The following is a 22737-nucleotide window of genomic DNA, read 5'->3' as shown; positions in this document are numbered from 1 at the left end:
AATAATCTTGTCATTTATTAGGGCTTTTAAACTGGAGGGAATCAAATTGAAAAAAGATAAAGTAGAAGTTACCGGCGACGTACGAGTTCGATACGCACCAAGTCCAACAGGTTTTTTACATTTAGGGAATGCGCAATCTGCGTTATTCAACTACCTGTTTGCTAAACATTATAAAGGTACTTGGGTCTTACGAATTGAAGATACCGACTTGAAACGCAATGTTCCACATGGTGAAGAAAGTCAAATGGAAAATCTTCATTGGTTAGGTATTGACTGGGACGAAGGTCCGGATAAACCGAAAGTCGAATTTGCCCCTTACCACCAAAAAGATCGTGTGAATTTATACCACAAATATGTACAACAATTGTTAGACGCTGGTTTAGCTTATAAAGACTATGCCACCGAAGAAGAATTAAAAGAATTACATGAACAACAAATCGAAGCCAAAATCGCGCCTCATTATGATGGCCGCTGGTATGGCGCAACAGAAGAACAAATCAAACAAGCCGAAGCAGAAGGCCGCAAGCCGACCGTTCGCCTTCATTTACCTGAAGACCATGTTTATGGCTGGGATGACATGATCAAAGGCCGAGTGGAATTCAATTCAGACAACATCGGCGGAGATTTCATTATTGAAAAAAGTAATGGCATGGCGACGTATAATTTTGCGGTAGTTATTGATGACTATTTGATGAAGATGACTCATGTTTTACGTGGGGATGACCATATTGCGAATACACCAAAACAAATCGCAGTATACGAAGCACTAGGTATCCCACAACCACTATTTGGTCATATCACCCTGATCTATAGCTTGGATACTCATAAAAAATTGAGTAAACGGGATAAAAATACCCTGCAATTCATCAGTCAATATCGTAAATATGGTTATCTGAGTGAAGCATTGTTGAACTTTATCGCCTTTCTTGGCTGGTCACCAGTGGGAGAAAAAGAATTGTTCACCCGCGAAGAATTGATCGAAGCTTATGATATCAATCGGATGTCCGCTTCGCCTGCTTATTTTGATCAAAAGAAATTAGACTGGACCAATGCGGAATACATTAAAAAAACTTCTGTCGATGAATTAACGAGACGAATTATGCTATTAGTTGATGCTGCAGAAACCGATGTAGCGGAACAATTAAAAGCAATCGAAATTGAAAAGGATCTTGATTTTGTTAAAAAAGTCGTAGATATCTATCACACAGAAGCGAAGACCTTGATGACATTCATGGAAAAAATCTTGTTTATCAAGAATGCCAACCAAGTGACCTTCACTTATACCGACTTGGCAGAATTTGATAGCGAAGGCGTTAAACAAATTTTGACCACGATGTCAGAAAAATTAAAGGATGATTCAGAACCAGTGGATTATCCTGCCATCTTGTCAGCTGTTCAAACAGAAACAGGACAAAAAGGACGGAAGCTGTATATGCCGTTGAACGTTGTCTTTACCGATAGTAAATCTGCTCCTCAAATCACGGATATCTTATCGGTTATGCCGAAAGAAACGGTTCAGCACTTGATTGCCAATGCGTTGGCGTTTCTAAATAAATAAATGAAAAACTGCGATTCTCGATGAGAGTCGCAGTTTTTTAGTTAATCATTGTGCTTGGTCTTTTAAAATTTCAGATGCATTTGTTTCTGTTTAAAAATTTTTACAATTAGAACTGAATAATTCTCTTCATCGATTCGGTAAAAGATTGCATAACTTTGACCAATCAAGATTCGATAAGTCGGAATGTCAAAACCATATAATGGAGAAACATCTTCATGCATTTTAGGAAATAGTTTTAATAATTCTAGTGAGCGATAAATTAATTGAACGAAATGTTTGATTTTTTCTTCTGAAAGAAAAAGTTCATTCTCCCATTCCGATATAAGCTGGAGCAGACTATTTCTAAAAGAGACGGAATAAATGAGCTGATAAGATTTCATTACTCACCCCAACCATATTTGCTAAAGAGCGTAGTCATTTCTTTTTCAGAAACAGTCTGATTCGTTTCAAACTCCGTAAAACTCTCTTCGATTAACTCACGATCTTTCTTTTTTGCGACTTCTTGGGCATCTAATATGAAGTAATTTCCCTCTTTTTTAACCTCCAAGATATCTCCCTCGTGTAATCCCCATTCTTTAGGGAAAATTCCCCCAACGGAGTTACCAATCTTTCGTACTTTGATTTGTCCCATTCAAATCCCCTCTTTTTTATAGAATTATAACATGTTATAACTATTTAAGGAAGTTATGAATATCTAGGAGCAACTAAAAAAGGCTTGATATGATGATAGAATTGAGTCATTAATAGGAATGAGGTTGACAGTTTTACTTTTTACTTCAGTAGATTAGTAAAATGGTATCCGGAATGAAAATCAATCAATTTTAACCAAAATTGAACCATTAATATAAATGAGGTTGCCAGTTTTACTTTCTACTTCAGTAGATTAGTAAAATGGTATCCGAAATGAAAATCAAACAATTTTGACCAAAATTAAACCATTAATAGGAATGAGGTGAGAGAATGATCGATCAAAAGGCGCTGTTATTGTATCCGCAAACTCAGAGGATTATTTTTCGGAATCAAGAGTGTCTGTATGTGAGGCCACATGCGGCATTGCTGCCTTATATTTCGAATTACACGTTGACTTTTCCGACGAAACAAGCGATTTCTGAGAACTACACGGTCATTCCTCATGGCTGCGGGACGTTGGTATGTGGGTTTAAGGAGCATCAAATTGATAACCAGCTACTTGGACCAATGACTGTGGCTGCTAATGTAGGTGAGCAAGCTGCGACTTTCAATCAGATATTCATCGTTGAATTTCAACCGGCTGGACTTCATGCGTTTCTAAGCCTTAAACAAAATGAATTGGCTGATCAGCATTTTTCTTTTCAATTGCTTCATGCCAAATTGAATCAGGTGCTGCTGGAAGTGTTGGAGGCAGCGGAAAGCGTGGAAGAGCTACTCGCTGGAGTTGATCGTCTATTTGTCCATGCTCTCTTAAAAGACTGTCCGCCAGAGTTGGCTACTGCGAGAAAAACGATCGTTCAACAATCAGGAAATGTCTCTTTAAAAAAGTTATCTAATGAAGTGTTTTATAGTGAACGCCATCTTACGCGGCTGTTCAATGAATATCTGGGAATGAGCACCAAAACGTTTGCTCGTTTAGTCCGAGTCAATCAAGTGATTCGCTCATTGACTCATTCGCAGAGTATTACAGAAATAGTTGAAGCAGCTGGTTATTACGATTTCTCTCATTTTAATCGGGATTTTAAGCAGGTGACGGGTAATACACCGCAAGTTTATCAGCGGAAGATGTCCGATTTTTACAGTGAAATTGCCAAATTCTAAGGGTATAGTTGGTAAAAAAGAAGGGGAGTCGAGCATCGGCTCTGTGGGTGATAAGGATGAATTTTGGCGGCGTATTATTGGCAGTGAAGGATATGACGAAGGCGAAACAGTTTTATGTAGAGGTTATGGAACAAAAAATAGAAATGGATCTGGATAATGTCCATGTTGCTTTTGAGAGCGGCTTTTCATTACAGGCTGATTATCAAGGGTTGTTGGGTGTTCCATTAAATTCAAAGGAGCAGTCGGATAATTTTCAACTGTATTTTGAGGTTGAGGATTTAGACAGGTGGGAGGACAAGCTTTCAAAAGTTGAAGGAATCGAGTTTCTTCATCACAGCAAGGAATATCCTTGGGGACAACGGGTGATGCGTTTTTACGACTATGATAAGTTTATTGTGGAAGTCTCTGAAAGTATGGCAAGTGTAGCCAAACGCTATTTAGCTCAAGGGATGTCAGTAGAAGAAACGGCTGAGAAAACAATGTTTCCAATCGAGTTTGTTAAAGGATTGGTTTAATAGAAATGAGGAAAGGGGGCTTAATCAAGCCCTCTTTTTTACGTGTTTTTCTATACACTCCAGTGCTTAGAAAAATTGTATATGTAGTGAGAATAAAACTAGCTTTTTATCGATAAGGTAAATACCACACAACAGTTACTCAAGAGATGTCCATTGAAGCTCGCCAGCAAAACGCGGGTATCCAAAGGAGCAAGAATAACCGAGAAGAAGATGTTTTGGTCGTGAAGGTCGAGCCAAATCCAATCATTAATGATCCTAAACCGGTTACGATTGAACTTGAAAGAGATCCGGCGATCGGGAAGAAGAAAACGGAAGAGTAATTCAAAGATAGAAAAAAGGCATTCACAAAATTTTGCAAATGCCTTTTTAAATTAGATAAACAATGCTTTATATAATGCGATTGCTACGATTGAAGCGATGATTGGGGCAAGTACGGGTACCCAAGAATAACTCCATTGTGAATCGCCTTTGTGTTTCAATGGTAAGATGGCGTGCATGATACGAGGACCTAAGTCACGAGCCGGGTTCAACCCTGGGCCAGTTGGTCCGCCGAAGGATGCGACTAATGTCCAAACTAAGAAACCTAATGCTAAGTGAGCTGTTCCTAAATTGTTTTGGAAGAATGGGGCTTTGGTAATTCCAAGTGCGCCGAAGAATAAAATGAATGAACCAAAGAACTCATTCACGAATCCGTTAAATTTAGAACCAACACTATTGATCGTTGAGAAGGTACCTAAGACGTGTAGTTTGTCTTCTGTTTGATCATAATAAGGTTTATAGCTGGCTACTACGACTAATTGTCCGACCATCGCGCCAAGAATTTGAACGACGATGTAAGGAAGAACTTCTGCCCAAGGGAACATCCCGCTAACTGCTAAACCAATTGTAAACGCTGGGTTAATGTGGTTGCCGCTGATACCACCAAAAATCATTGCAGGAATCATAACCCCGCAGCCGTAACCTACCGCAATCAACATCCAGTCACTGCCGTAACCTTTTGTACCTCTTAAATCAACATTGGCAACTGCACCGTTTCCTAGCATTACTAGCAAAGCAGTTCCCAAGAACTCAGCCGCTAACCGAGTAGTCAGTGAATAATCCATAAAAACCTCCTAGAAAATTTGAAATGAAAATGTAAATGAAAATTCCATTTTATATCTTAATCCCATTCTTTGTAATTAGCAAATGTTAACATCATAAATACATGAAATTTCTTTGAGAATTGACAACATACGTTATGAAAGAGACGAAAACAGGGTTTTTTATAAAAAAAATAGGCAAAACAAAAAAATCTCGTTCATTTGAACGAGATTTGATTAGTTGATTAACACTAGGTGACGAAAGTTTGGATTGTTTTCAATCAGTTTGTGTGCACCGTAGAAATTTTTATCAGAAAAACCGTTTAGCTGTGCAGTCAAAATGGATGTCAATTGCTTTTTTTCCCATAAGTAGACTAAAAGCTCCATAACGTTATGTGAGTAAGCTACGCCTTCTTCGGTAGAAAAAGAAGACTCTAAGAAATCCTCGCAATAAAAGTTTAGATAGTCCGGATCAAACTGTTTGTTTTTCTTTTTGATGAAGTGCAGTAGTAAAACTTGGGCGGTGTCTTTGAATTCTGCTAGGTGTTCAAAGCTCTTTTCTTTTTCAGTATCTAGATTGATAACATAGTCAACGGGTAGCATCTCTGCGTTAGATAGTTCTTTCGACAACTGCGTGGATTGAGAAAAGACGACATCAGCCCCCATGTTTTTGATCCAAATCTCTGAATTGTTTTTATTGATCGTAGCAGCGACTTTTAATCCTGCCCACTTGGCTAATTGAATAATTGTTGCACCTAATCCATCCGAAGTATTTAAGATCAACAAATTCCCTTGGTTCTTCCCTGGCTTAGGTGTTAATTTCAGCTGTTTAAATAAGACTTCAAAAGCTAAGAAGAAACTGTAAGAAAAAGCCGCGGCCTCATCGGTTGGGAAAGAATCGGGCAGTTTGACGATGGAGTGGACATCAACGATCTGGAAATTACTATAGCTGCCGTATTTTCCTACTTTATTCACGTAAAGGACACGGTCACCGACATTCAAATGTGGATTGCTGCTGCCTAGACGAGTGATGATTCCAACCCCGCCGAAGCCTAAAATATAGGGTTTTTTCGCTCCTTTAATCGTCTGGCGAATCTGCGTATCCAAGGTACTGATCGAAATGGCGGAAATTTTTATCATGACATCATTTTCCCGTAATTTTGGAAGCATGATTTTATAATGTTCAAATTTTTTATCTTCTTTTAAACGAAATTTTTTTTCGAACCCAATTGCGTCTGAAATCATTCGTTTTACCCTCCTCAGAAATAACTTTCTGAATCTCCAATAATAAAATGGCTACTTATAATATACTTGATTTAACAAAGAGAAGGAAATATTTTCTTTAAATTCGCAAAAGAATCGGTGGGTTTTATCAAAATTATGAATTGATGTTTGTCGGAACCATCATTTGGTTGGAATTTTTCTCAACGCGAAGAATGCTTCTTAACTTGTGAGTCCGTGCCAAGATAGGTAGAATTACAGTAATAGGAATAAGGGGGAAGACAATGTTCACTGAAAAGAGTTTTGACGTTTTTGCAGTCGAGGGATTGGATGAGCGAATGGCAGCAATTCGCCAAGAGATTCAACCGACTTTTCAACAATTAGATGAAGTTTTTCAACAAGTATTAGAACCGCTGCTGGGGGAAGAATTATTTATCCACATTGCCCAGCATCGGCGTCGAACAACATACCCGCCAGAAAATACCTGGTCAGCTTTAAGTCGACAAAAGCGCGGCTATAAGATGGAGCCGCATTTTCAGCTAGGAATTTGGCCGGACTATGTCTTTATGTGGTTATCGTGTATCGATCAGCCCAAAAATGAAAAAGCGATTGCTCAAGCATTATTGGATCATCAAGAGCTTTTTGAGCACTTATCCCCAAATTTTGTGTTATCTGGTGACCATACGAAACCAAAAGTGGAAGAGTTGTCACCAGAACGCACAGAAAAACTGTTGATAAGGTTCCGCGATGTGAAAAAAGGGGAGTTTCAAATTGGTCGAATCATTAAAAAAGAGGACCCAATGTGGAAAAAGCCTGAAGCGGCGCAAGAATTTATGGTAGAAACCTATAAACAATTGGTCCCAATTTATCAATTGGCCAATCAGGCGAGTTTTGCACAGGTGGAAAACTAACCTATTTTTGGATTAGAACCTTCAAGGGAAGAGTTATTTCGGAAAATGGATGTGAAAGAAGAATTCTTTTATTGGAAGCCACTCGTTAGACAGCGATTTTTTCGCTGTTTTTTTTAACATTAAAGGGAGTATAACATTTTAAGCGGTCAAAGGATTGATACATCAATCTTTTGACCGCTTTTCATCTGGTCTTTTTCCTATTAAACTAGAGACATGAAACCCAATATTTTACACGCCATTTTCTTTGATGAATATCAGAACTGGGAGAAGTTCAATCAAAGGTACACGAGAAGGATTCGATCCGTTGTGAAAAGAGAAGTGAAGAAGTTTCGCGATTGTGGCGACCTTAAAAAAGGTTACCGCCTATTTGTCTGTGAAGGATGCCATGATGTAAAGAAAGTTGCTTTTCGCTGTAAAGGGAAATTTTGTCCAACTTGTGCAACAGGGGAAAGTCAACGGTGGGCAGAGGTTGCGGCGAATGATCTGTTTACAGTGACACATCGGCACGTCATCTTCACGATCGATGAAGGTTTACGTGAGATTTTTCTGAAGGAGAAGTATCGTAGGGAGCTTTTAAAAGGATTAATGGACGAAGCTGCACGGATACTATTAGATTTTTTTAGAAAACACCATATACAAGCTGGGGTTGTGGCAACACTCCACACCTTCGGTTCTCAGCTAGAATACAATCCGCATGTTCATTTAGTCGTCACCATGGGTGGACTGACGAAGGATGGAAAATGGAAGGACTATGACTATTTTCCGTTCGCAATGTTGAGGAAATATTGGCAGAATGCGGTCCTAAAGCTTATTCGAAGAACCTTATCCCAATGGGATAAGGCACGAGTCCAGCCGCTTTTACAAGCGGCGTACACGAAAAATGCAGAGGGCTTTTACGTGCATGCACCCAAAAGGAGCCGAACTTCTCTCAAAAAAATATTAGAATATATCAGTCGTTATATGAAACGTGGTCCCATTGCTTTAAATCGTATCCTTTTGTACGATGGGAAAATAGTGATGTTTCAGTATCACGATAAACGAACTAACACGGATAAGATAAAGACGATGTCGGCAGAGGAATTTATTGGTGCACTGATTCGTCATATTCCAGAGAACCAGTTCAAAACAATTCGTAGATACGGCATTTATAGTCGGCGGATCAAGACAATCATGAAAAAAGTAGTAAGTAATTACCAGAAAGAGATTCAACGAATGCTTGTGAATGTGAAGAAAGCACTTAAACCAAAATCATGGTGTGAACGAATAGCCGAAGAATTCGGAGTAAATCCATTGGAATGTACTAGATGTGGCGAATATTATGAATTTAGTGGAGTTAGTGTGTCTAAAAATGGACGACTTGTAGTGAAATATGCGAAGAATAAAGAATCGGAACGATTCATGCGAGAGGAGAATAAAAAAATTGGGGAAGAAGCATCGAAACGTAAGTATGAAAAAGAAAAAGAAGCAGCTTTTAAAAGCCTTCGATTCCAATGGAGTGGTTCATTACATTTGTCTTGAATGTGGGATAAAGGAAAAAATTCCAAAGGAAGTGGTTCAATTTTTGGATGCAGGAGATGTTGCATTTGATCCTGAGAACGCTCCGCAATTTGATTGCGAAAAATGCGGTGGAGAGATGTATCCAGAATATTATAAGAACGTACTTGGATACGAATTTAGAATCAGTGATCGACAATAAAATGATTCATCTAAACAAAAAGTCCTCAGGAGCGGTTTTCTCCTGAGGTTTTCTTATCTATTCAGAAAAAATCGAAAGGGGTGAGTGAATTGGTCAATCCGAAGCATTTCTTAGAAGGAACAGTATTTTCTGTTTCTTTGAGAATCCAGTTATTTTCAAACGTACTTCAATTCAGTTATTGAAAGCGTTTTATGAATATGTCCATTTCAATGGACATAAGAAAAAATGCACACGAATAAAAAAAGGCTATATTAATGACAAGGAGGTTGACAACATGCAGCTAAGCAAACGTGAAACACAATTGATCGAACTGTTTATCAAACATGGGATGACACTCACCGCTCAAGAGTTAGCTGAATTTGCCAATGTTTCCACGAAGACGATTTACCGGACAATCAAAAAAATCAATGAAGCCTCCGATGTTGGAGAGCTCATTTCAGCCGAAGTTGGAAAAGGTTTTCGGTTGGATTATGACAATTATTTAAAAGAAAGTGTGCGTAAACGAGGCAGCGATACTGTGAAAGGCCCCTCTGAAAGAAGAAACACGATCTTGCTGACTTTGTTATTCAAATCACCTAAGAAGGTTCTGATCAATGATTTGTTCGATGACTATTACGTTAGCAATACCGTGATCACGAATGATTTGGTACGGATGAATGAATTTTTGCTAAAGTACCAATTATCTCTGATTCGCAAGGGTCAGCGAGTCTCGATTGAAGGAACAGAAAAGCATATTCGCAAAGCAGTCAATCATTTGATCAGTGCGAATCGTGTGTGGGAGGAAGACTTTTCCACACAACAAGAAAAGATTAGTTCCTATGATATCAACTTTATCACTTCCTTATTGGAGTATATCGAGAGAAAGCTGCAAAATGGGATCGCGTATCCCTATAACAGCAATATCTTTTCCCATATTTATATTTTGATCAAACGGGTGAGAGAAGGGGAGATTCACGCAGATACTTGTGCAGAACTGTTAGACCCTGATGAAGAAGAGCTGATCAGGCAATATGATCAGTTATATCAGCTTTCTAAGATGGTGATTACGAAGCTGAATCATTATCTGAATATTGTTCTACCAGAAAGTGAGACGTTTTATTTATTTCAATATCTGATTTCTTCGCGAATGGAAAAGGAACCGATTAAGCTGAATCGAAAATCGAAGGAAGCTTTAGCGATTACTGATTTTTTTGCAACTGAAATGAGTCGCTTGATGGGGATGAAGGTCGATCATCAACCGAATCGCCAAGATCTTTATGAACATATTGATCCATTATTGTACCGTTTGAAGAATGAGATCATCGTCAAAAATGATCTGCTGGGGGATATCAAACTAGAATATCCAGAGGTTTTTCAACAGGTTCAGCAGGTGAGTCAAGCCGCTGAAGAGAAGTATCAATTAAATGAGATTTCTGAAGATGAGATCGGCTTTTTGACCTTGTATTTTGTGAAATATAAAGAAATGATCCATTCGAAAAAACGTGTACTGATTATGTGCAGCAGCGGAGTGGGAACCTCGGAGCTGTTGAAGGTGAAGGTTCGCAAAGCTTTTCCTGAATTAGAGATCGTAGATGTGTTGTCGGCACGAAAATTCTCTAAAGCACCAGAAAAATACCAGAACATTGATCTGATTTTGACCACGGTCAATTTGACGATCGAGATGATGATCCCGACGATTTTAGTGAATTCCGTATTTACCAAACAAGACGAAAAAAGAGTAAAACAGATGTTAGGAGAGATATGAGATGACAGCAGAGCAAATGATGGACGATTTTAGTATCGCAGATGTGATTACCGAAGAGTTGATTCAGTTAGAAATGAAAGCGAAAACAAAGGAAGAAGCCATTCGTGAATTGACACGATTGCTAATGGCAAATGGGGACATTGTTGACGAGGACGACTTTATGGCAGATGTGTTCGAACGCGAAGCAGAAGGCATGACAGGGATCGGAAATAGTATTGCGATTCCTCATGGAAAATCGGATAGCGTGATCAAGACCTCGTTAGTTGTCGGCAAAGCCGCCACACCGATCCCATGGGAATCGTTGGACGAAGAACCGGTTCGGGTGATTATTCTATTCGCGGTGAAAAATACCGATGCCAATACGATGCATATCAAGCTATTACAAAAAGTCGCGATGCTTTTAGCAGACGAAGACTTTATTGAAAATATGGTCAACGCCCAGACAAAAGCAGAAATGATGGAATTATTATCACGGGATCCAATGGAAGAAGATTAAAAAAGAAAATGGAGGAATAGATGATGAAAATTGTTGGAATCGCTGCATGTACATCGGGCATCGCCCATACGTACATCGCCAAACAAAAGCTGGAAAAAGCCGCGAAAGCGCTGGGGCACACGTGCCATATCGAGACCCAAGGCACGATCGGGACGGAAGATGAGTTAAGCATGGAAGAGATCCAGGCAGCCGATGTGGTGATTATCGCCGCAGATATCAAAGTCGGCGGCAAAGATCGCTTTGAAGGGAAAAAGGTGGTGGAAATCCCGACTAGCATGGTAATCAAAGCACCAAAGGGTTTGATTAATAAGATCGAAGAAGAAATCGTAAAGGCGTAGTAAGTGTACTATTTCTTAATAAAAATGAAGGAGATGAACTAAATGTTTAAGCAGCTTCAATTGAAAAAGCATGCTCTGACGGCAATCTCGTACATGTTACCGGTTGTTGTTACAGCAGGGTTGTTGATCGCAATTGGGAATTTGACAGGTGGCGGAGTGATTGAGGATTACAAGGCAGCCTATTCGGTTCCAGACGCTTTGGTTTCACTTGGCGTGTTGGGGATGGGACTGTTGGCACCCGTTATCGCTGCCGCTATCGCGTATTCAATTGCGGATCGTCCTGGTATCGGACCTGGTTTGTTTATGGGGTTGATCGCGAATGCCATCGGTGCTGGTTTCTTAGGCGGGATGCTCGGCGGTTACTTGGTTGGTTTCTTCGTACTATTCTTAGTGAAAAATCTAAAGGTTCCGAAATGGGCGCAAGGTTTGATGCCGATGATGATCGTACCGCTCTTATCTACATTGATCATTGGATTATTGATGTTCTTTGTCATCGGGTTGCCAATTGTTTGGGCAACAGAAGCTCTGACAGAATTCTTGGAAGGCTTGCAGGGGTCGGGTAAATTCTTATTTGGATCGATCGTTGGCGGAATGGCGGCCTTTGACTTCGGTGGTCCAGTCAACAAGGTTGCTTCACTATTTGCCGATGGCTTGCTACTAGAAGGCGTGCAGGGACCAGAAGCAGTGAAAGTATTGGCTTCCATGGTACCGCCATTTGGTGTAACGATTTCTTGGGTCCTATCTAAGATTGTCCGCAAACGCAAATATTCTAAAGAAGAGGAAGACAATATCAAGATTGCTTTCCCAATGGGACTTTGTATGATCACAGAGGGCGTCATTCCAATCGCGGCAGTTGATCCGTTACGAGTGATCTTCTCTTGTACAGTTGGTGCAGCGATCGGCGGCGGTTTGAGCATGTCATGGGGCGTTGGGTCACCAGTTCCTTCAGGTGGAGTCTTCATTATTCCCGCGATGACTGATCCGTTGAAATTCACGTTAGCCTTGTTAATTGGTTCCGCGATTACTGGTATTCTGTTGTTCGCCTTGAAGAAAGAGCCTGTTGAAAATGACATCAAAGACGATGAAGAAGAGGAAGAAGTCGATTTTTCTTCGATCAAGATTTCGTAGGAAGGGTGTCAGTTCCACTTTTCGCAGTTAGATTCGTTGAAAAAACTTAAATCAACAGCAACACAGAATCACAGGTAATGAACCTAGTGGAATGGTATACGGCTTGAAAATCGAACTAATTTTTCAGAGAAAAATTAATTCTTTAGTATGAAAAAGGAGTTTTGTCACATGTATGTTTCGATGAAAGAAATGCTGCAAAAGGCCAATCGTGAGAACTATGCCGTAATGGCGATCAATTGCTTCAATTTGGAAACAGCCAAAGCCGTGATCGAAGCGGCGGAGGAAATGCGCTCGCCAATTATTGTCGATTTATTGCAGGATCATTTAAAAGAGCATTTGGATATTCGCTATTTAACACAACCGATTATTCGGATGGCAAACAATGCCAAAGTCGAAGTGGCGATCAATCTGGATCATGGACAGGATGTCGCGTTTGTAAAGCAGTGTCTGCATGAAGGTTTTTCCAGTGTCATGATGGATGCTTCCATGTACCCGCTAGAAGAAAATATTCGAATCACGAAAGCGATGGTGGAACTGGCGCAGGTATACAATGCCAGTGTTGAAGCTGAAGTTGGCGACATGGGTGCCGTAGCCGGCGATCATTTTACCAATGATGAGATGTACACCGATCCTGATGATGCGATTCGTTTTATCAATGAGACAGGCGTTGATTGTTTGGCACTGTCCTATGGTTCTAGTCACGGAGATTATCCAGAAGGTTATGTGCCGGATTTTCGGTTTGATATCGTCGAAAAAATCAAAACGGCGACGAACCTCCCGTTAGTGTTACATGGCGGATCAGGCGCGGGTGAGAAAAATATCCTGCGTTCGATCGAATTAGGGATCAATAAAATAAACGTAGGTTCCGATTTTATGAAGGCGCAAAAAGCCGAAGTTCAAAAGCAATTAGCAGAAAATCCTGAGGTGGATTATCCGACGCTTGTTCATCAAACGATGGCAGCCGGAAAAGAAGTGGTGAAACGGTACATCGAACTTTCGGGTTCAAAAAATAAATCTTAAAATGAGAATGGAGACAAAGTCAAATGTTAATCAATATGAAGCAAATGCTAGAAGTCGCAAAAGAAAATAAATTCGCCGTAGGAGCCTTTAACGTCGCAGACAGTAATTTCTTACGGGTGGTCATTGAAGCAGCAGAAGAAAATGATGCGCCAGCGATCATCGCGGTTCATCCAACCGAATTGGATTTTACCAAAGATGAATTTTTCCAATATGCGGTATCACGTGCTAAAAATAGTTCGGTACCATTCGTTATCCACATGGATCATGGGGATAACTTAGCCAGCATCATGCGGGCTGTCCACTGTGGATTCAGTTCAGTGATGATCGACGGTTCATTACTACCATTTGAAGAAAATATCGCTATCACGAAGGAAGTCGTTGATGTTTGTCATAAGATCGGTGTTTCTGTAGAAGGTGAATTAGGCACAATCGGGAATACGGGAACTTCTGTTGAAGGCGGCGTATCCGAGGTTATCTACACAAAACCAGAGGATGCGGAAGAATTTATTGAAAAAACCGGAATCGATACCTTGGCAGTGGCAATCGGTACGGCTCATGGAATTTATCCAAAAGACATCAAGCCGGAATTGAAGATGGATGTACTGGAAGACATCAAGAGCAGAGTCGATATTCCATTGGTGCTTCATGGCGGATCAGCCAATCCAGATGAAGAGATCGCCAAAGCGGTACAAATTGGGATTCAAAAGGTCAATATCTCATCTGACTACAAATATGCTTTCTATAAGAAATGTCGTGAGATTCTTTCAACCACTGAATTATGGGACCCAAATGCGATCTATCCTGAATGTATTGATGCAGCCAAAGCCGTTGTGAAGCAAAAAATGGAATTGTTCAACTCGATTGGGCAAGCAGCGGTGTATCGTAAAGATAATGTGCAGCCTTGGAGACAGGAGCAAAACTAAACAGAGATGGAGCTGACCCGAAAGTCTTTTAGACTTTCGGGTCAGCTTCTTTTCACGAATAAACGGCGACTTATAAGTAGCATCTATGGAAATAAGCCGAAATTTCACAAAAATTTGGACAGCACCGAGTAGGTACCATCCAACGTCAGTTCCAATGTTGTGTTCCTGTGTTTCTTGGCAATTTTTGGAATTACCTTCTTATCTCTTGACGCTGACCACTTATTAAACGTCCTCATGTGTCTGGATAAAATTGCTCGGAAAATGTCTGTCGAATAGTCCAAAAAGGGCCTTAATTATTATAATAAGCATAAAGTTTAATCAGCGAAATTGACGTACTTAATTCCGTACGTTATCATGATTGTGATAACAACAGAGGAGGGATAAGAGATGGCTGAAACGACAGTAAATCCCAGCACTGCCCGTCAAAACTTCTACAAGCTATTAAAAGAAGTGAATGTGAATCACAGAGAGATAGAAATCATTAGTGATAAGAGTGAAAACAATGCTGTATTGATTGGCTTGTCAGATTGGAGAGCGATTCAAGAGACCTTGTATCTTGAACAGACAGGAACGCTAGATGTTATTAAAGAGCGTGAAAAAGACGAATCTGGATTTACCGATATTGATGAGATTGACTGGGATAACTTGTAATGGAAAAGGGAGAATATCGAGTAGAGATCAAAAATTCGGCTAAAGCTGATCTAAAGAAAATTAAACAGTCAAATTTGAAAGATCAATTTATGCTAGTGGTAGAGACGTTAAAAAATGATCCTTATTCCCCAACGCAATCGTTTGAGAAGCTAGTCCCAAAAAGTGAAGGTCGCTATTCTAGACGATTAAATCGACAACATAGAGTCGTTTATAAAATTGATGAAAAAAATAAAATCGTTGAGATTTATTCAGCATGGTCACATTATGAGTAAAACACCCGCAGTCTTTCGTAAGTAGAGAGACTGCGGGTGTTTGTTTAGACTAGATAATCGTAAATCGCATCCGCCGCTTTTTTATACCCTCCTGCATCAAGGAAAGACTGTTTAATGGCTTTCAAATTGTTTAAATATTCAGGTTCGACTTGCACTTTTTCCACAGCGTCTTTTAATTCATCACTATCCACATGTTGATAATCTAAACGGATGCCTGCGTTCAACTCGACTAAACGATCAGCAAGGGCGGGTTGATCGGAGCCCATTGGTAATGAAACGAAGGGGACTTCATTTAAGATCAAATCGTTCATACTGTTTAGTTTGTTATGGGTGATGGCGACATCGGCGTATTTTAAGACTTCATTTTGTGGAATATAGTCCTTCACGATGAAATTATCAGGAACAGTCAGCTTTTCCAAACCAACGTGATGGGCGGCCATTACAACTAGATAATCGGAATTGCCAAACGCCTCAAAGACTTTTTGATAGATATCCTTCGCATAATCACCAAAGATCGTGCCAAAGGAAATGTACAAGACATTTTTGGCACTCTGCAAACGTTCGATCGGAAAGTCTGTAGTATCTTCTAGGCGTTGATAGAAATCGGCGCCGACTAAAAGGTATTTGTTATCGAAGAGTTCGCGATCACTTTCTGGTAAGAAATAGTCAGAGGTGAAGACAAGATTCAACGGTTCAATATTAAAAATCAAATCAAAAAAGCGGGTAGGCATCTGAACTGAAAGTGTCTGCTCGATTTTTTTTGCTTCCAACAGATAGGTATCATTCAGCGTTTTAAACTTTCCGGCTAAGGGTGTTTTGTTGGGTTGCGTGAAATCGCTCATTCCCATAAAGACTGCCAACATGGACACTGCTGGTAAGTGTAAGTACTCGGCGATCTGTTTACTGAAGGGCATCGCGATGGAGTGGATGACCGCATCGAAGGTTTCGCCCTCAATTTGTTGCAAGACGTCCTGCATGATATCTAACCCGTGATCCAACAGCACATCAAAGCCATTTTTAAAAATATTTAAATCATAATGATAAGGACGATAGACAGCTCCTGCCGCTTCGATTTTTTCGCGGAATTCTTCATTTGAAAAATAAACAATCTCCACGCCACGATGGCTTAATTCATTGACTAAACCTAGCGAGGGATTTACATGTCCGTGGGTAGTCACATTTAAAAATAAAACTTTTGTCATAGGTATTCGCTTCTTTCATAGCTTTTGTTAAGGGTACCTTACGAATTGATATAATACGGTACCCTGATTAATAAGTCAAGAAAAAAAGTTTCCAGAATTGGAAACTTAACGATACACCAATTTCGTAAAGGGTAATCTTCTGCCAAGCAAAACACCCAGATACCCAGCTGCAACAGCTTTGATTGCACCTGGCAGAATAAAGGGAATCATTCCGGCAGAAAAAGCGGTATCCCATGGTAAACTTCCGCTAAATTTCAGCCAAAGCGAACCGAAGAACAGAGTAATAAAAGCCCCAACTAAATTAGCGGTGATTGACCAAAAATAATTGAAGGTTAATTTTTCTAAAATCAGACCAGTAACATAGGCTTGAAAAATAAATCCAACTAAAAAGCCCCCGGTCGGTCCGAAATAATGAGCGATCCCCGCTGATCCGCCTGCTAACACAGGTAAACCAATCATACCCATCAATAGATAGATCGCTACGGCGATAGAACCGGTTTTTTTTCCTAAAATAGTTACCACAAACCCAACAGCAAAGGTCTGTAAGGTTAATGGAATCGGGCCAAAAGGAATAGTGAATTGGGCTAAAATACTAATGACTGCTGCAAATAATCCGGCTAAAACTATTTCTCGACTGCTTAATTTCATACACTCACTCTTTCGTTAACTATATAATTTTGATTGGTTAACGAAAGTATAATAGAGGATTAACCAGATGTAAAGGAAAATTTTTAGTACTTAGTAGAACAAAGTAGTTGACAAATCCAGTACATAGTTATACATTATACCTGTACTTAATATTACAAAGTACTGAGGAATGAATAAGGAGTGAGTAGAATGCAGAAAGCAATTAACGTTGTTGAACTGGAAAAATCTTTTTCTGAGCACAAGGTTTTAGATAGAATTAGTTTTAGTGTATCAAAGGGAAGTATTTTTGCTTTATTGGGAACGAATGGTTCTGGAAAAACAACAACAGTCAAAATGATGACCACTTTGCTGAAACCGGATAATGGCTACATTACGATCGATGGAATGAATGTTTTGGAGCAGTCATTAAACGTTCAAAAGGAATTTAGCTTAACAGGACAATTCGCTGCGGTAGATGAGGTATTAACGGGACGGGAAAATTTAGTTTTGATCGCAAAGCTTCGTCATATGAAAAATTATACAGAAAAGGCTGATGCGCTGCTAAAAGAGTTTGATTTGCATGAAGCAGCGGATCGACCGACGCAAACGTATTCTGGCGGAATGCGGCGAAAACTTGATTTGGCGATGAGTTTGATTGATCCGCCTAAGATCCTTTTCTTGGATGAACCAACGACTGGATTAGATCCACAGGCGCGGGCAGTTCTGTGGCAAATGATTCGTTCACTGAAAAAAGCGGGGGTGACGATTTTTCTAACTACGCAGTATTTGGAGGAAGCGGAGCAATTAGCTGATACTGTAGCGATTTTGAATCGTGGAAAAATTGCGTTGCAGGGAAGCATCGCTGAAGTGAAGAAGCATTTACCAAAGGAGACCTTGGAATTGACCTTTGCGGACGAGGAAACCTTGGAAGCAGCGGAACAGCTTGTCGGCGGAAAAATGAACAAGGAATTATTGGCTTTGAACGTTGTGACTAATAATGAAGTTGAACGAATCACAACGGTTTTGAATCAGTTACAAGCGGCGAAGATTGAAATTTTAACCTTTACTCAAAAACAATCGTCATTAGATGATGTCTTCTTTATGATTGTCGAAAACCGAGGGGAGAGAGAAAAATGAACGTATTTGCAGATACGATGGTATTGACCGGCCGGATGATGAAACATATGACCCGCAGCGTGGATACGATCATGACCGTGGTCCTGATGCCGATCATGTTGATGCTGGCCTTTATCTATATTTTCGGCGGAGCGATGACGATTCCGCAAGAAACGTATAAAGGCTTTATCGTGCCAGCAATTTTGTTGTTTACTGTTGCCAGCGGTGTCGGTTACACGGCTTTTCGATTAAATACCGACGTCCAAAATGGTATTTTTGAACGGTTCCATTCGATGCCGATCGCAAAGTCCGCGATTTTGAATAGTCACGTGATGACCAGTGTCATTTTCAATTTTATCTCCGCGCTGATTGTTCTGATCAGCAGTATTCTAATTGGATTTCGCCCAAAGGCAGATGTCTTGGATTGGGCTGTAGGGCTGCTGCTTTTACTGGTTGTGACTTACGCACTTTCTTGGATCGCCGTCCTCTTTGGATTGATCGCGAAGAATAATGAAACAGCGATCGCCTTTTCTTATTTGCTGATTGGTCTATTATTTATTAGCTCAGGTTTTGTTCCAACTGAGACGCTGCCCAAGGTTTTGCGCGGATTTGCGGATCATCAACCAATGACGCCAATCATTAATTCGTTACGGTCAATCTTGACTGATGGCAGAATCCCCTCAGATATCTGGATAGCACTGGCATGGAGTATTGGCGCAATTGTGATTTTCCAAGTATTATCTATATATGTCTATCGGAAAAAATTACGTTAGCGCAGCAGCTGGGAAGGATGATAATAGTGAACGGGATTACAGGGATGCTGAAGGGCGTGCTTGAAGGGATGATCTTGGAGATCATCAATCAACACGAAACCTATGGCTATGAAATCACGAATAATTTACAAAAATATGGCTTTGAAGATATTGTTGAGGGAACGGTTTATACCGTTTTGTTAAGACTAGAAAAGAAAAAATTAGTGACCGTTACAAAGAAAAAATCGACACTTGGTCCGATGCGGAAGTTTTATTCATTAAATGACGATGGCAGAAAAGAGCTGGATTTGTTTTGGCAGCGTTGGGCCTTCATTTCCGGTCAGATTGATAAATTGAAAGGAAGCAAGGACAATGGCTGAAAAGAATCTATTTAACTACTTCAAACAAATGCGTATCGATAAAGTAGAATACAATGAACATATGGCCGAAGTAAAACATTTACCTCATGACTATCAAGTTGTTTATAAAGAAGTGCAAAAATTTTTGTGGGAATTTACGGCAGGTGATGGCATGGACATGCTGACGCCAATGTACGAGTTGTTGGCATTCTTCCAAGAAGGTGCCAGCAATCATGTTCCAGTGTTAGAATTAGTCGGTGAAGATGTCGGCGAGTTCGCAGAAAACATGCTCCACGAGATCCAAGCAAAAACGCGAATTAATGAACTGAAACGTAAAATGAATGAACGGGTCGCTAAAGAGATCAATAAGGAAAAATAAATGAGAGCATCGTTGGAAGGAATTCTGATGATGCTTTTTACTATGGAATAAGTCCTTAGCGTCAACGAGTTCCTTGCTAGTACTCCATCCATTAAAAAAACAAACGTTCTTCGGTCTAAAGTCTTATTTTGATTTTGTACTTTCGTTGGAAGTCTCGATCCGATCTTTCCTCTAAAATTTAAAGAGTAATCAACAAGTACGCGAATTTTGGAATGGAAGGAATGGAGTAAAGAATGAAAAAAATAATTATTGGTATCGGCGTGTTAGTGGCGGCGGGGGCTGGCTTTTTTCTCTATCAAAATACCCAGGCAAATGCAAAAGATGATACCGCAGTGGAGATGTATCAAGTCAGCAAGCAAACACCGCTGCATTTAAAAGGGCAGGTACAATCAACGAAGAAACAAACGGTTCTAGTCAATTCAGAAAAAGGACCCGTTCAAACGATTCATGTAAGTGAAGGCGACCATGTGACGAAGGATCAGATTTTGGTGACGTATCGTTGGGGTGAAGTGATTCGAGCAGCGAACGATTCAGTGGTAACGGCTTTAAATGAAGATGCAAAAAATGATCCGCAGCAAGCTTTGATGGTCTTGAAGAGCGAAGAATCTGCGATCAAAGGAACCGTAACAGAATATGATCGTTCGAAGGTTACCTTGAATGAACCGATTGAGATTAAGTATGCAAATAATGAAAAAACGGTCAAAGGCAAGGTGATATCTTTAGCGGAAATGAACAATGAACCAACGAAAGAAGATACAAATAGTTTAGTGACCTATAACTTTACAGCAGTTCCTGATGAAGCGATTCCTGTCGGTTACTCGGTTGAATTATTGATCCCGCGCAATGAGATTCATTTACCGCTTAAGAGCGTAGCGGAAAAAGATGGGGAACATGTTGCTTATACAGTTGTTAAAGGAAAAGCCAAGAAGCAAGCGCTCTCTGTTGAAAAAGGCAATGGCTATTATATTTTGCGTGAAGGCTTGAATGAAAATGACAAAATTATCAAAGATGCAAAAGGCATCAAGGATGGGATGGATGTGACCGTTGAATGATCGTGATGGAGAATATCAACAAATTGTATACAGCAGATCAGGAACGCATCCATGTCTTAAAGGATATTAGTCTGACGATTGAAGAGCACGAGTTTGTTGCGGTAATGGGGCCATCCGGCTCAGGAAAATCAACGCTGATCAATACGATCAGCTTTTTAGATGGTGATTTTGAAGGCAGCTATCGTTTTGAAGGGGAGGATGCGTACCGGTTCAATGATGAGAAGCTCTCGGCTTTGCGGAATAAATCAGTAGGCTTTGTATTTCAAGCCTTCCAGTTGATCGATAATAATACGGTGATGGAAAATGTGGCGTTGCCGCTGTTATATGGCGGGATGAAGCAAAAACAAACCAAGCCGTTGGTGATGGAGGCTTTGCGAAAAGTCGGGATCGCGGATAAATACAATAAATTACCGAAGCAGCTTTCTGGTGGTCAGCAGCAGCGAGTAGCGATCGCTCGTGCCATCGTCGGCAATCCTAAATTTATCGTGGCGGATGAACCAACGGGCGCATTAGACAGCCATACTTCTGAAGAGATTATGCAATTATTTAAACGGTTGAATGAAGAGGAGAAGGTCACAATTTTGATGGTGACTCACGATCCAGATGCCGCTGCTTATTGTCAGCGGATCATTACAGTAAAGGATGGCGAAATCCTGGAAGAAGGTGTTGCACATGCGGTTTAGTGAAGTATGGAAAACCTCTTTCAGAGCAATTGGAAAGAATAAGCGGCGGAGTTTTTTGACCATGATTGGTTTGATCATCGGAGTTTCCGCGGTAATCACCGTCTTTTCAATTGGTCGTGCTTTTGAAAATTACGCGTCTGAATTTATTGGCTTGGATCAATTTGACGGCAGTGTCGGTTATACCTATACGCCGAAAAATGGGGATTTCTATGAAAATGGCCTAGATGCGTTTACTGAAGAGGATATTAGTAAGATCGAGAGCATCCCTGGGGTGCAATCGGTGAGCTATTATGACAATTCCCGCAATGGCATCAAGTACGCGGATCAAACCTTTGATGATGTCGGTAATGACGGTCGTTGGAATTGCTTTAAATTATTGAAGAATAAAGGCAGTGATGTCTTGTATGGTCGTCCGCTTCAATCCAGCGATTATTACAATGAAAATCCAGTTGTCGTGATTGATCAAACAGCGGCTAAAGCGATTCAAAAGGAAGAACCGGCTTCATTAGTGGGGCAAAGTGTCAAGATCGGCGGTCATTTGTTTGAAGTAGTCGGCATCATGGCCGATCGCAATGCAGGTTCGATTGTGTCAACACAGGAGGATTATGTGGTGGCAGAGGTGCCTGAAAATGTCTTCGAAAACTATTTCAATTCAGAAGATCGCAGCATGATTCAGGTAAAAATGAAGCAAACAGCCAATGTAAAAAATGTTTCGAAGGAAGCCGAAGAAACCTTAAAAAAATATGGGACTTGGAAAGAACTGGGAAGTTATAAGACCGAGGATTTGGCTGGACAGGTCGATCAATTACGGATGCTGTTAACAAGTATTACCTTGTTAATCTCAGTGATCGGCGGTATCTCCCTCTTCATCTCAGGTATCGGGGTCATGAACATGATTTACATCTCTGTCTCCGAACGGACCAAAGAAATCGGTGTCCGCCGAGCAATGGGCGGCACAAAGGGCAACATCATGATGCAATTCTTGCTAGAAGGGATTTCGTTGACTTTAGTCGGTGGAACGATCGGGTATTTGATTGCGATGCTTCTGGGATTTGCCATCAGTATGTTCACTCCGTTGTCTGTACGGCCAGATCTGTTTACGGTGACGCTGGCCTTTGGGTTATCAGTTGTGATCGGGATTGTCTTTAGCTGGTTGCCAGCGAAAAGTGCGGCGAAGAAAGATATTGTTTCATTGTTGCGTTAATAAATAGAAAGCCAGTGACA

28 protein-coding genes are annotated in these 22737 nt (G+C 40.4%); 22 read left to right on the top strand and 6 right to left on the bottom strand.

All coding sequences use genetic code 11. The annotated features are described in order from the left end of the window. Positions 1-46 precede the first annotated feature (46 nt). The gene (gene gltX, locus IGI44_RS14950; RefSeq protein ID WP_438788542.1) at positions 47-1558 is read left to right on the top strand and encodes a glutamate--tRNA ligase; all 1512 of its coding nucleotides are present in this window, start codon (positions 47-49) and stop codon (positions 1556-1558) included. A gap of 62 nt (positions 1559-1620) precedes the next feature. Here gltX and IGI44_RS14945 read toward each other — a convergent pair whose 3' ends face one another. Together IGI44_RS14945 and IGI44_RS14940 are read right to left on the bottom strand one after the other, a co-directional pair. After that, entirely contained in the window at positions 1621-1938 is a 318-nt protein-coding gene (locus IGI44_RS14945; RefSeq protein WP_438788541.1) for a type II toxin-antitoxin system RelE/ParE family toxin, read from the bottom strand. Then, positions 1938-2189: an AbrB/MazE/SpoVT family DNA-binding domain-containing protein gene (locus IGI44_RS14940; protein WP_438788539.1), complete on the bottom strand. Its 252-nt coding sequence runs from the start codon at positions 2187-2189 to the stop codon at positions 1938-1940. The genes IGI44_RS14945 and IGI44_RS14940 overlap by 1 nt, the downstream gene beginning before the upstream one ends. 329 nt (positions 2190-2518) lie before the next feature. Between IGI44_RS14940 and IGI44_RS14935 the strand changes: the two genes are divergently transcribed. The 3 genes from IGI44_RS14935 (at position 2519) to IGI44_RS14925 (ending at position 4184) form a co-directional block, all read left to right on the top strand. Next, complete coding sequence (locus IGI44_RS14935; protein WP_438788538.1) at positions 2519-3349, top strand: helix-turn-helix domain-containing protein; 831 nt, start codon at positions 2519-2521, stop codon at positions 3347-3349. 56 nt (positions 3350-3405) lie between these two features. After that, positions 3406-3864, top strand: a complete 459-nt coding sequence (locus IGI44_RS14930) for a VOC family protein (RefSeq protein WP_438788536.1) — start codon at positions 3406-3408, stop codon at positions 3862-3864. 146 nt (positions 3865-4010) lie between these two features. Continuing rightward, complete coding sequence (locus IGI44_RS14925; protein ID WP_438788535.1) at positions 4011-4184, top strand: hypothetical protein; 174 nt, start codon at positions 4011-4013, stop codon at positions 4182-4184. A gap of 51 nt (positions 4185-4235) precedes the next feature. Here the strand turns inward: IGI44_RS14925 and IGI44_RS14920 are convergent, their stop codons facing one another. Continuing rightward, a complete protein-coding gene (locus IGI44_RS14920; protein WP_016181637.1) occupies positions 4236-4967 on the bottom strand; it encodes an MIP/aquaporin family protein in 732 nt (243 codons plus the stop codon). Positions 4968-5180: 213 nt separating this feature from the next. Next, complete coding sequence (locus IGI44_RS14915) at positions 5181-6188, bottom strand: alcohol dehydrogenase catalytic domain-containing protein (RefSeq protein ID WP_438788534.1); 1008 nt, start codon at positions 6186-6188, stop codon at positions 5181-5183. Between the two features lie 260 nt (positions 6189-6448). Here IGI44_RS14915 and IGI44_RS14910 point away from each other — a divergent pair, with 260 nt between their 5' ends. The 11 genes from IGI44_RS14910 (at position 6449) to IGI44_RS14860 (ending at position 15343) form a co-directional block, all read left to right on the top strand. Continuing rightward, positions 6449-7075: a DUF1054 domain-containing protein gene (locus tag IGI44_RS14910; RefSeq protein WP_438788533.1), complete on the top strand. Its 627-nt coding sequence runs from the start codon at positions 6449-6451 to the stop codon at positions 7073-7075. 213 nt (positions 7076-7288) lie between these two features. Next, a complete protein-coding gene (locus IGI44_RS14905; protein ID WP_438785899.1) occupies positions 7289-8593 on the top strand; it encodes an IS91 family transposase in 1305 nt (434 codons plus the stop codon). 43 nt (positions 8594-8636) lie between these two features. Continuing rightward, complete coding sequence (locus tag IGI44_RS14900; RefSeq protein WP_002302374.1) at positions 8637-8771, top strand: hypothetical protein; 135 nt, start codon at positions 8637-8639, stop codon at positions 8769-8771. A 274-nt stretch (positions 8772-9045) separates the two neighbouring features. Next, positions 9046-10515, top strand: coding sequence for a BglG family transcription antiterminator (locus IGI44_RS14895; protein ID WP_438788532.1), 1470 nt, complete (start codon positions 9046-9048; stop codon positions 10513-10515). A 1-nt stretch (position 10516) separates the two neighbouring features. Beyond that, a complete protein-coding gene (locus IGI44_RS14890; RefSeq protein ID WP_438788531.1) occupies positions 10517-11011 on the top strand; it encodes a PTS sugar transporter subunit IIA in 495 nt (164 codons plus the stop codon). Between the two features lie 23 nt (positions 11012-11034). Next, a complete protein-coding gene (locus tag IGI44_RS14885) occupies positions 11035-11349 on the top strand; it encodes a PTS fructose transporter subunit IIB (protein ID WP_216409582.1) in 315 nt (104 codons plus the stop codon). Positions 11350-11391: 42 nt separating this feature from the next. Further along, positions 11392-12477, top strand: a complete 1086-nt coding sequence (locus IGI44_RS14880; RefSeq protein WP_438788530.1) for a PTS fructose transporter subunit IIC — start codon at positions 11392-11394, stop codon at positions 12475-12477. Positions 12478-12645: 168 nt separating this feature from the next. Continuing rightward, the gene (locus IGI44_RS14875) at positions 12646-13497 is read left to right on the top strand and encodes a class II fructose-bisphosphate aldolase (RefSeq protein WP_438788529.1); all 852 of its coding nucleotides are present in this window, start codon (positions 12646-12648) and stop codon (positions 13495-13497) included. Between the two features lie 23 nt (positions 13498-13520). Continuing rightward, the gene (locus tag IGI44_RS14870; protein WP_316402409.1) at positions 13521-14420 is read left to right on the top strand and encodes a ketose-bisphosphate aldolase; all 900 of its coding nucleotides are present in this window, start codon (positions 13521-13523) and stop codon (positions 14418-14420) included. 387 nt (positions 14421-14807) lie between these two features. After that, positions 14808-15071: a type II toxin-antitoxin system Phd/YefM family antitoxin gene (locus IGI44_RS14865; RefSeq protein ID WP_438788527.1), complete on the top strand. Its 264-nt coding sequence runs from the start codon at positions 14808-14810 to the stop codon at positions 15069-15071. After that, positions 15071-15343 carry a Txe/YoeB family addiction module toxin gene (locus IGI44_RS14860; RefSeq protein ID WP_438788526.1) on the top strand — a complete coding sequence of 91 codons (273 nt, stop codon included), beginning with the start codon at positions 15071-15073 and terminating at the stop codon, positions 15341-15343. Before IGI44_RS14865 ends, IGI44_RS14860 begins: the two co-directional genes overlap by 1 nt. A gap of 44 nt (positions 15344-15387) precedes the next feature. Here the strand turns inward: IGI44_RS14860 and IGI44_RS14855 are convergent, their stop codons facing one another. Beyond that, complete coding sequence (locus IGI44_RS14855) at positions 15388-16545, bottom strand: macrolide family glycosyltransferase (protein WP_438788525.1); 1158 nt, start codon at positions 16543-16545, stop codon at positions 15388-15390. A gap of 105 nt (positions 16546-16650) precedes the next feature. Continuing rightward, complete coding sequence (locus IGI44_RS14850; RefSeq protein ID WP_438788523.1) at positions 16651-17193, bottom strand: biotin transporter BioY; 543 nt, start codon at positions 17191-17193, stop codon at positions 16651-16653. A 189-nt stretch (positions 17194-17382) separates the two neighbouring features. On the opposite strand from IGI44_RS14850, the gene IGI44_RS14845 reads away from it, so the two are divergent. From IGI44_RS14845 to IGI44_RS14815, 7 genes are all read left to right on the top strand, one after another. After that, on the top strand, positions 17383-18309 hold the full coding sequence (locus tag IGI44_RS14845; RefSeq protein ID WP_438788522.1) for an ATP-binding cassette domain-containing protein: 927 nt from the start codon (positions 17383-17385) through the stop codon (positions 18307-18309). Next, positions 18306-19061, top strand: a complete 756-nt coding sequence (locus IGI44_RS14840) for an ABC transporter permease (RefSeq protein WP_438788520.1) — start codon at positions 18306-18308, stop codon at positions 19059-19061. Before IGI44_RS14845 ends, IGI44_RS14840 begins: the two co-directional genes overlap by 4 nt. 26 nt (positions 19062-19087) lie before the next feature. Then, positions 19088-19420, top strand: coding sequence for a PadR family transcriptional regulator (locus IGI44_RS14835; protein ID WP_438788519.1), 333 nt, complete (start codon positions 19088-19090; stop codon positions 19418-19420). Then, positions 19413-19778, top strand: coding sequence for a DUF1048 domain-containing protein (locus IGI44_RS14830; RefSeq protein ID WP_438788518.1), 366 nt, complete (start codon positions 19413-19415; stop codon positions 19776-19778). The genes IGI44_RS14835 and IGI44_RS14830 overlap by 8 nt, the downstream gene beginning before the upstream one ends. 233 nt (positions 19779-20011) lie before the next feature. Then, positions 20012-20830 carry an efflux RND transporter periplasmic adaptor subunit gene (locus IGI44_RS14825; RefSeq protein ID WP_438788517.1) on the top strand — a complete coding sequence of 273 codons (819 nt, stop codon included), beginning with the start codon at positions 20012-20014 and terminating at the stop codon, positions 20828-20830. Beyond that, on the top strand, positions 20827-21513 hold the full coding sequence (locus IGI44_RS14820) for an ABC transporter ATP-binding protein (protein WP_438788516.1): 687 nt from the start codon (positions 20827-20829) through the stop codon (positions 21511-21513). The genes IGI44_RS14825 and IGI44_RS14820 overlap by 4 nt, the downstream gene beginning before the upstream one ends. Continuing rightward, positions 21503-22717 (top strand): ABC transporter permease, encoded by a 1215-nt coding sequence (locus IGI44_RS14815; protein ID WP_438788515.1) that lies wholly within the window; start codon positions 21503-21505, stop codon positions 22715-22717. The genes IGI44_RS14820 and IGI44_RS14815 overlap by 11 nt, the downstream gene beginning before the upstream one ends. The last annotated feature ends 20 nt before the right edge of the window (positions 22718-22737 follow it).

The organism is Enterococcus sp. DIV0756 (genome assembly GCF_051710745.1).
Classification (GTDB): Bacteria; Bacillota; Bacilli; order Lactobacillales; family Enterococcaceae; genus Enterococcus_A.
This window is presented reverse-complemented; position numbering and strand designations above follow the sequence as displayed.

Coding starts and splice junctions, on each gene's coding strand:
- IGI44_RS14945 (WP_438788541.1), bottom strand. CDS start 1,938: ATGAAATCTTATCAGCTCATTTATTCCGTCTCTTTTAGAAATAGTCTG.
- IGI44_RS14940 (WP_438788539.1), bottom strand. CDS start 2,189: ATGGGACAAATCAAAGTACGAAAGATTGGTAACTCCGTTGGGGGAATT.
- IGI44_RS14935 (WP_438788538.1), top strand. CDS start 2,519: ATGATCGATCAAAAGGCGCTGTTATTGTATCCGCAAACTCAGAGGATT.
- IGI44_RS14930 (WP_438788536.1), top strand. CDS start 3,406: ATGAATTTTGGCGGCGTATTATTGGCAGTGAAGGATATGACGAAGGCG.
- IGI44_RS14925 (WP_438788535.1), top strand. CDS start 4,011: ATGTCCATTGAAGCTCGCCAGCAAAACGCGGGTATCCAAAGGAGCAAG.
- IGI44_RS14920 (WP_016181637.1), bottom strand. CDS start 4,967: ATGGATTATTCACTGACTACTCGGTTAGCGGCTGAGTTCTTGGGAACT.
- IGI44_RS14915 (WP_438788534.1), bottom strand. CDS start 6,188: ATGATTTCAGACGCAATTGGGTTCGAAAAAAAATTTCGTTTAAAAGAA.
- IGI44_RS14910 (WP_438788533.1), top strand. CDS start 6,449: ATGTTCACTGAAAAGAGTTTTGACGTTTTTGCAGTCGAGGGATTGGAT.
- IGI44_RS14905 (WP_438785899.1), top strand. CDS start 7,289: ATGAAACCCAATATTTTACACGCCATTTTCTTTGATGAATATCAGAAC.
- IGI44_RS14895 (WP_438788532.1), top strand. CDS start 9,046: ATGCAGCTAAGCAAACGTGAAACACAATTGATCGAACTGTTTATCAAA.
- IGI44_RS14890 (WP_438788531.1), top strand. CDS start 10,517: ATGACAGCAGAGCAAATGATGGACGATTTTAGTATCGCAGATGTGATT.
- IGI44_RS14885 (WP_216409582.1), top strand. CDS start 11,035: ATGAAAATTGTTGGAATCGCTGCATGTACATCGGGCATCGCCCATACG.
- IGI44_RS14880 (WP_438788530.1), top strand. CDS start 11,392: ATGTTTAAGCAGCTTCAATTGAAAAAGCATGCTCTGACGGCAATCTCG.
- IGI44_RS14875 (WP_438788529.1), top strand. CDS start 12,646: ATGTATGTTTCGATGAAAGAAATGCTGCAAAAGGCCAATCGTGAGAAC.
- IGI44_RS14870 (WP_316402409.1), top strand. CDS start 13,521: ATGTTAATCAATATGAAGCAAATGCTAGAAGTCGCAAAAGAAAATAAA.
- IGI44_RS14865 (WP_438788527.1), top strand. CDS start 14,808: ATGGCTGAAACGACAGTAAATCCCAGCACTGCCCGTCAAAACTTCTAC.
- IGI44_RS14860 (WP_438788526.1), top strand. CDS start 15,071: ATGGAAAAGGGAGAATATCGAGTAGAGATCAAAAATTCGGCTAAAGCT.
- IGI44_RS14855 (WP_438788525.1), bottom strand. CDS start 16,545: ATGACAAAAGTTTTATTTTTAAATGTGACTACCCACGGACATGTAAAT.
- IGI44_RS14850 (WP_438788523.1), bottom strand. CDS start 17,193: ATGAAATTAAGCAGTCGAGAAATAGTTTTAGCCGGATTATTTGCAGCA.
- IGI44_RS14845 (WP_438788522.1), top strand. CDS start 17,383: ATGCAGAAAGCAATTAACGTTGTTGAACTGGAAAAATCTTTTTCTGAG.
- IGI44_RS14840 (WP_438788520.1), top strand. CDS start 18,306: ATGAACGTATTTGCAGATACGATGGTATTGACCGGCCGGATGATGAAA.
- IGI44_RS14830 (WP_438788518.1), top strand. CDS start 19,413: ATGGCTGAAAAGAATCTATTTAACTACTTCAAACAAATGCGTATCGAT.
- IGI44_RS14825 (WP_438788517.1), top strand. CDS start 20,012: ATGAAAAAAATAATTATTGGTATCGGCGTGTTAGTGGCGGCGGGGGCT.
- IGI44_RS14820 (WP_438788516.1), top strand. CDS start 20,827: ATGATCGTGATGGAGAATATCAACAAATTGTATACAGCAGATCAGGAA.
- IGI44_RS14815 (WP_438788515.1), top strand. CDS start 21,503: ATGCGGTTTAGTGAAGTATGGAAAACCTCTTTCAGAGCAATTGGAAAG.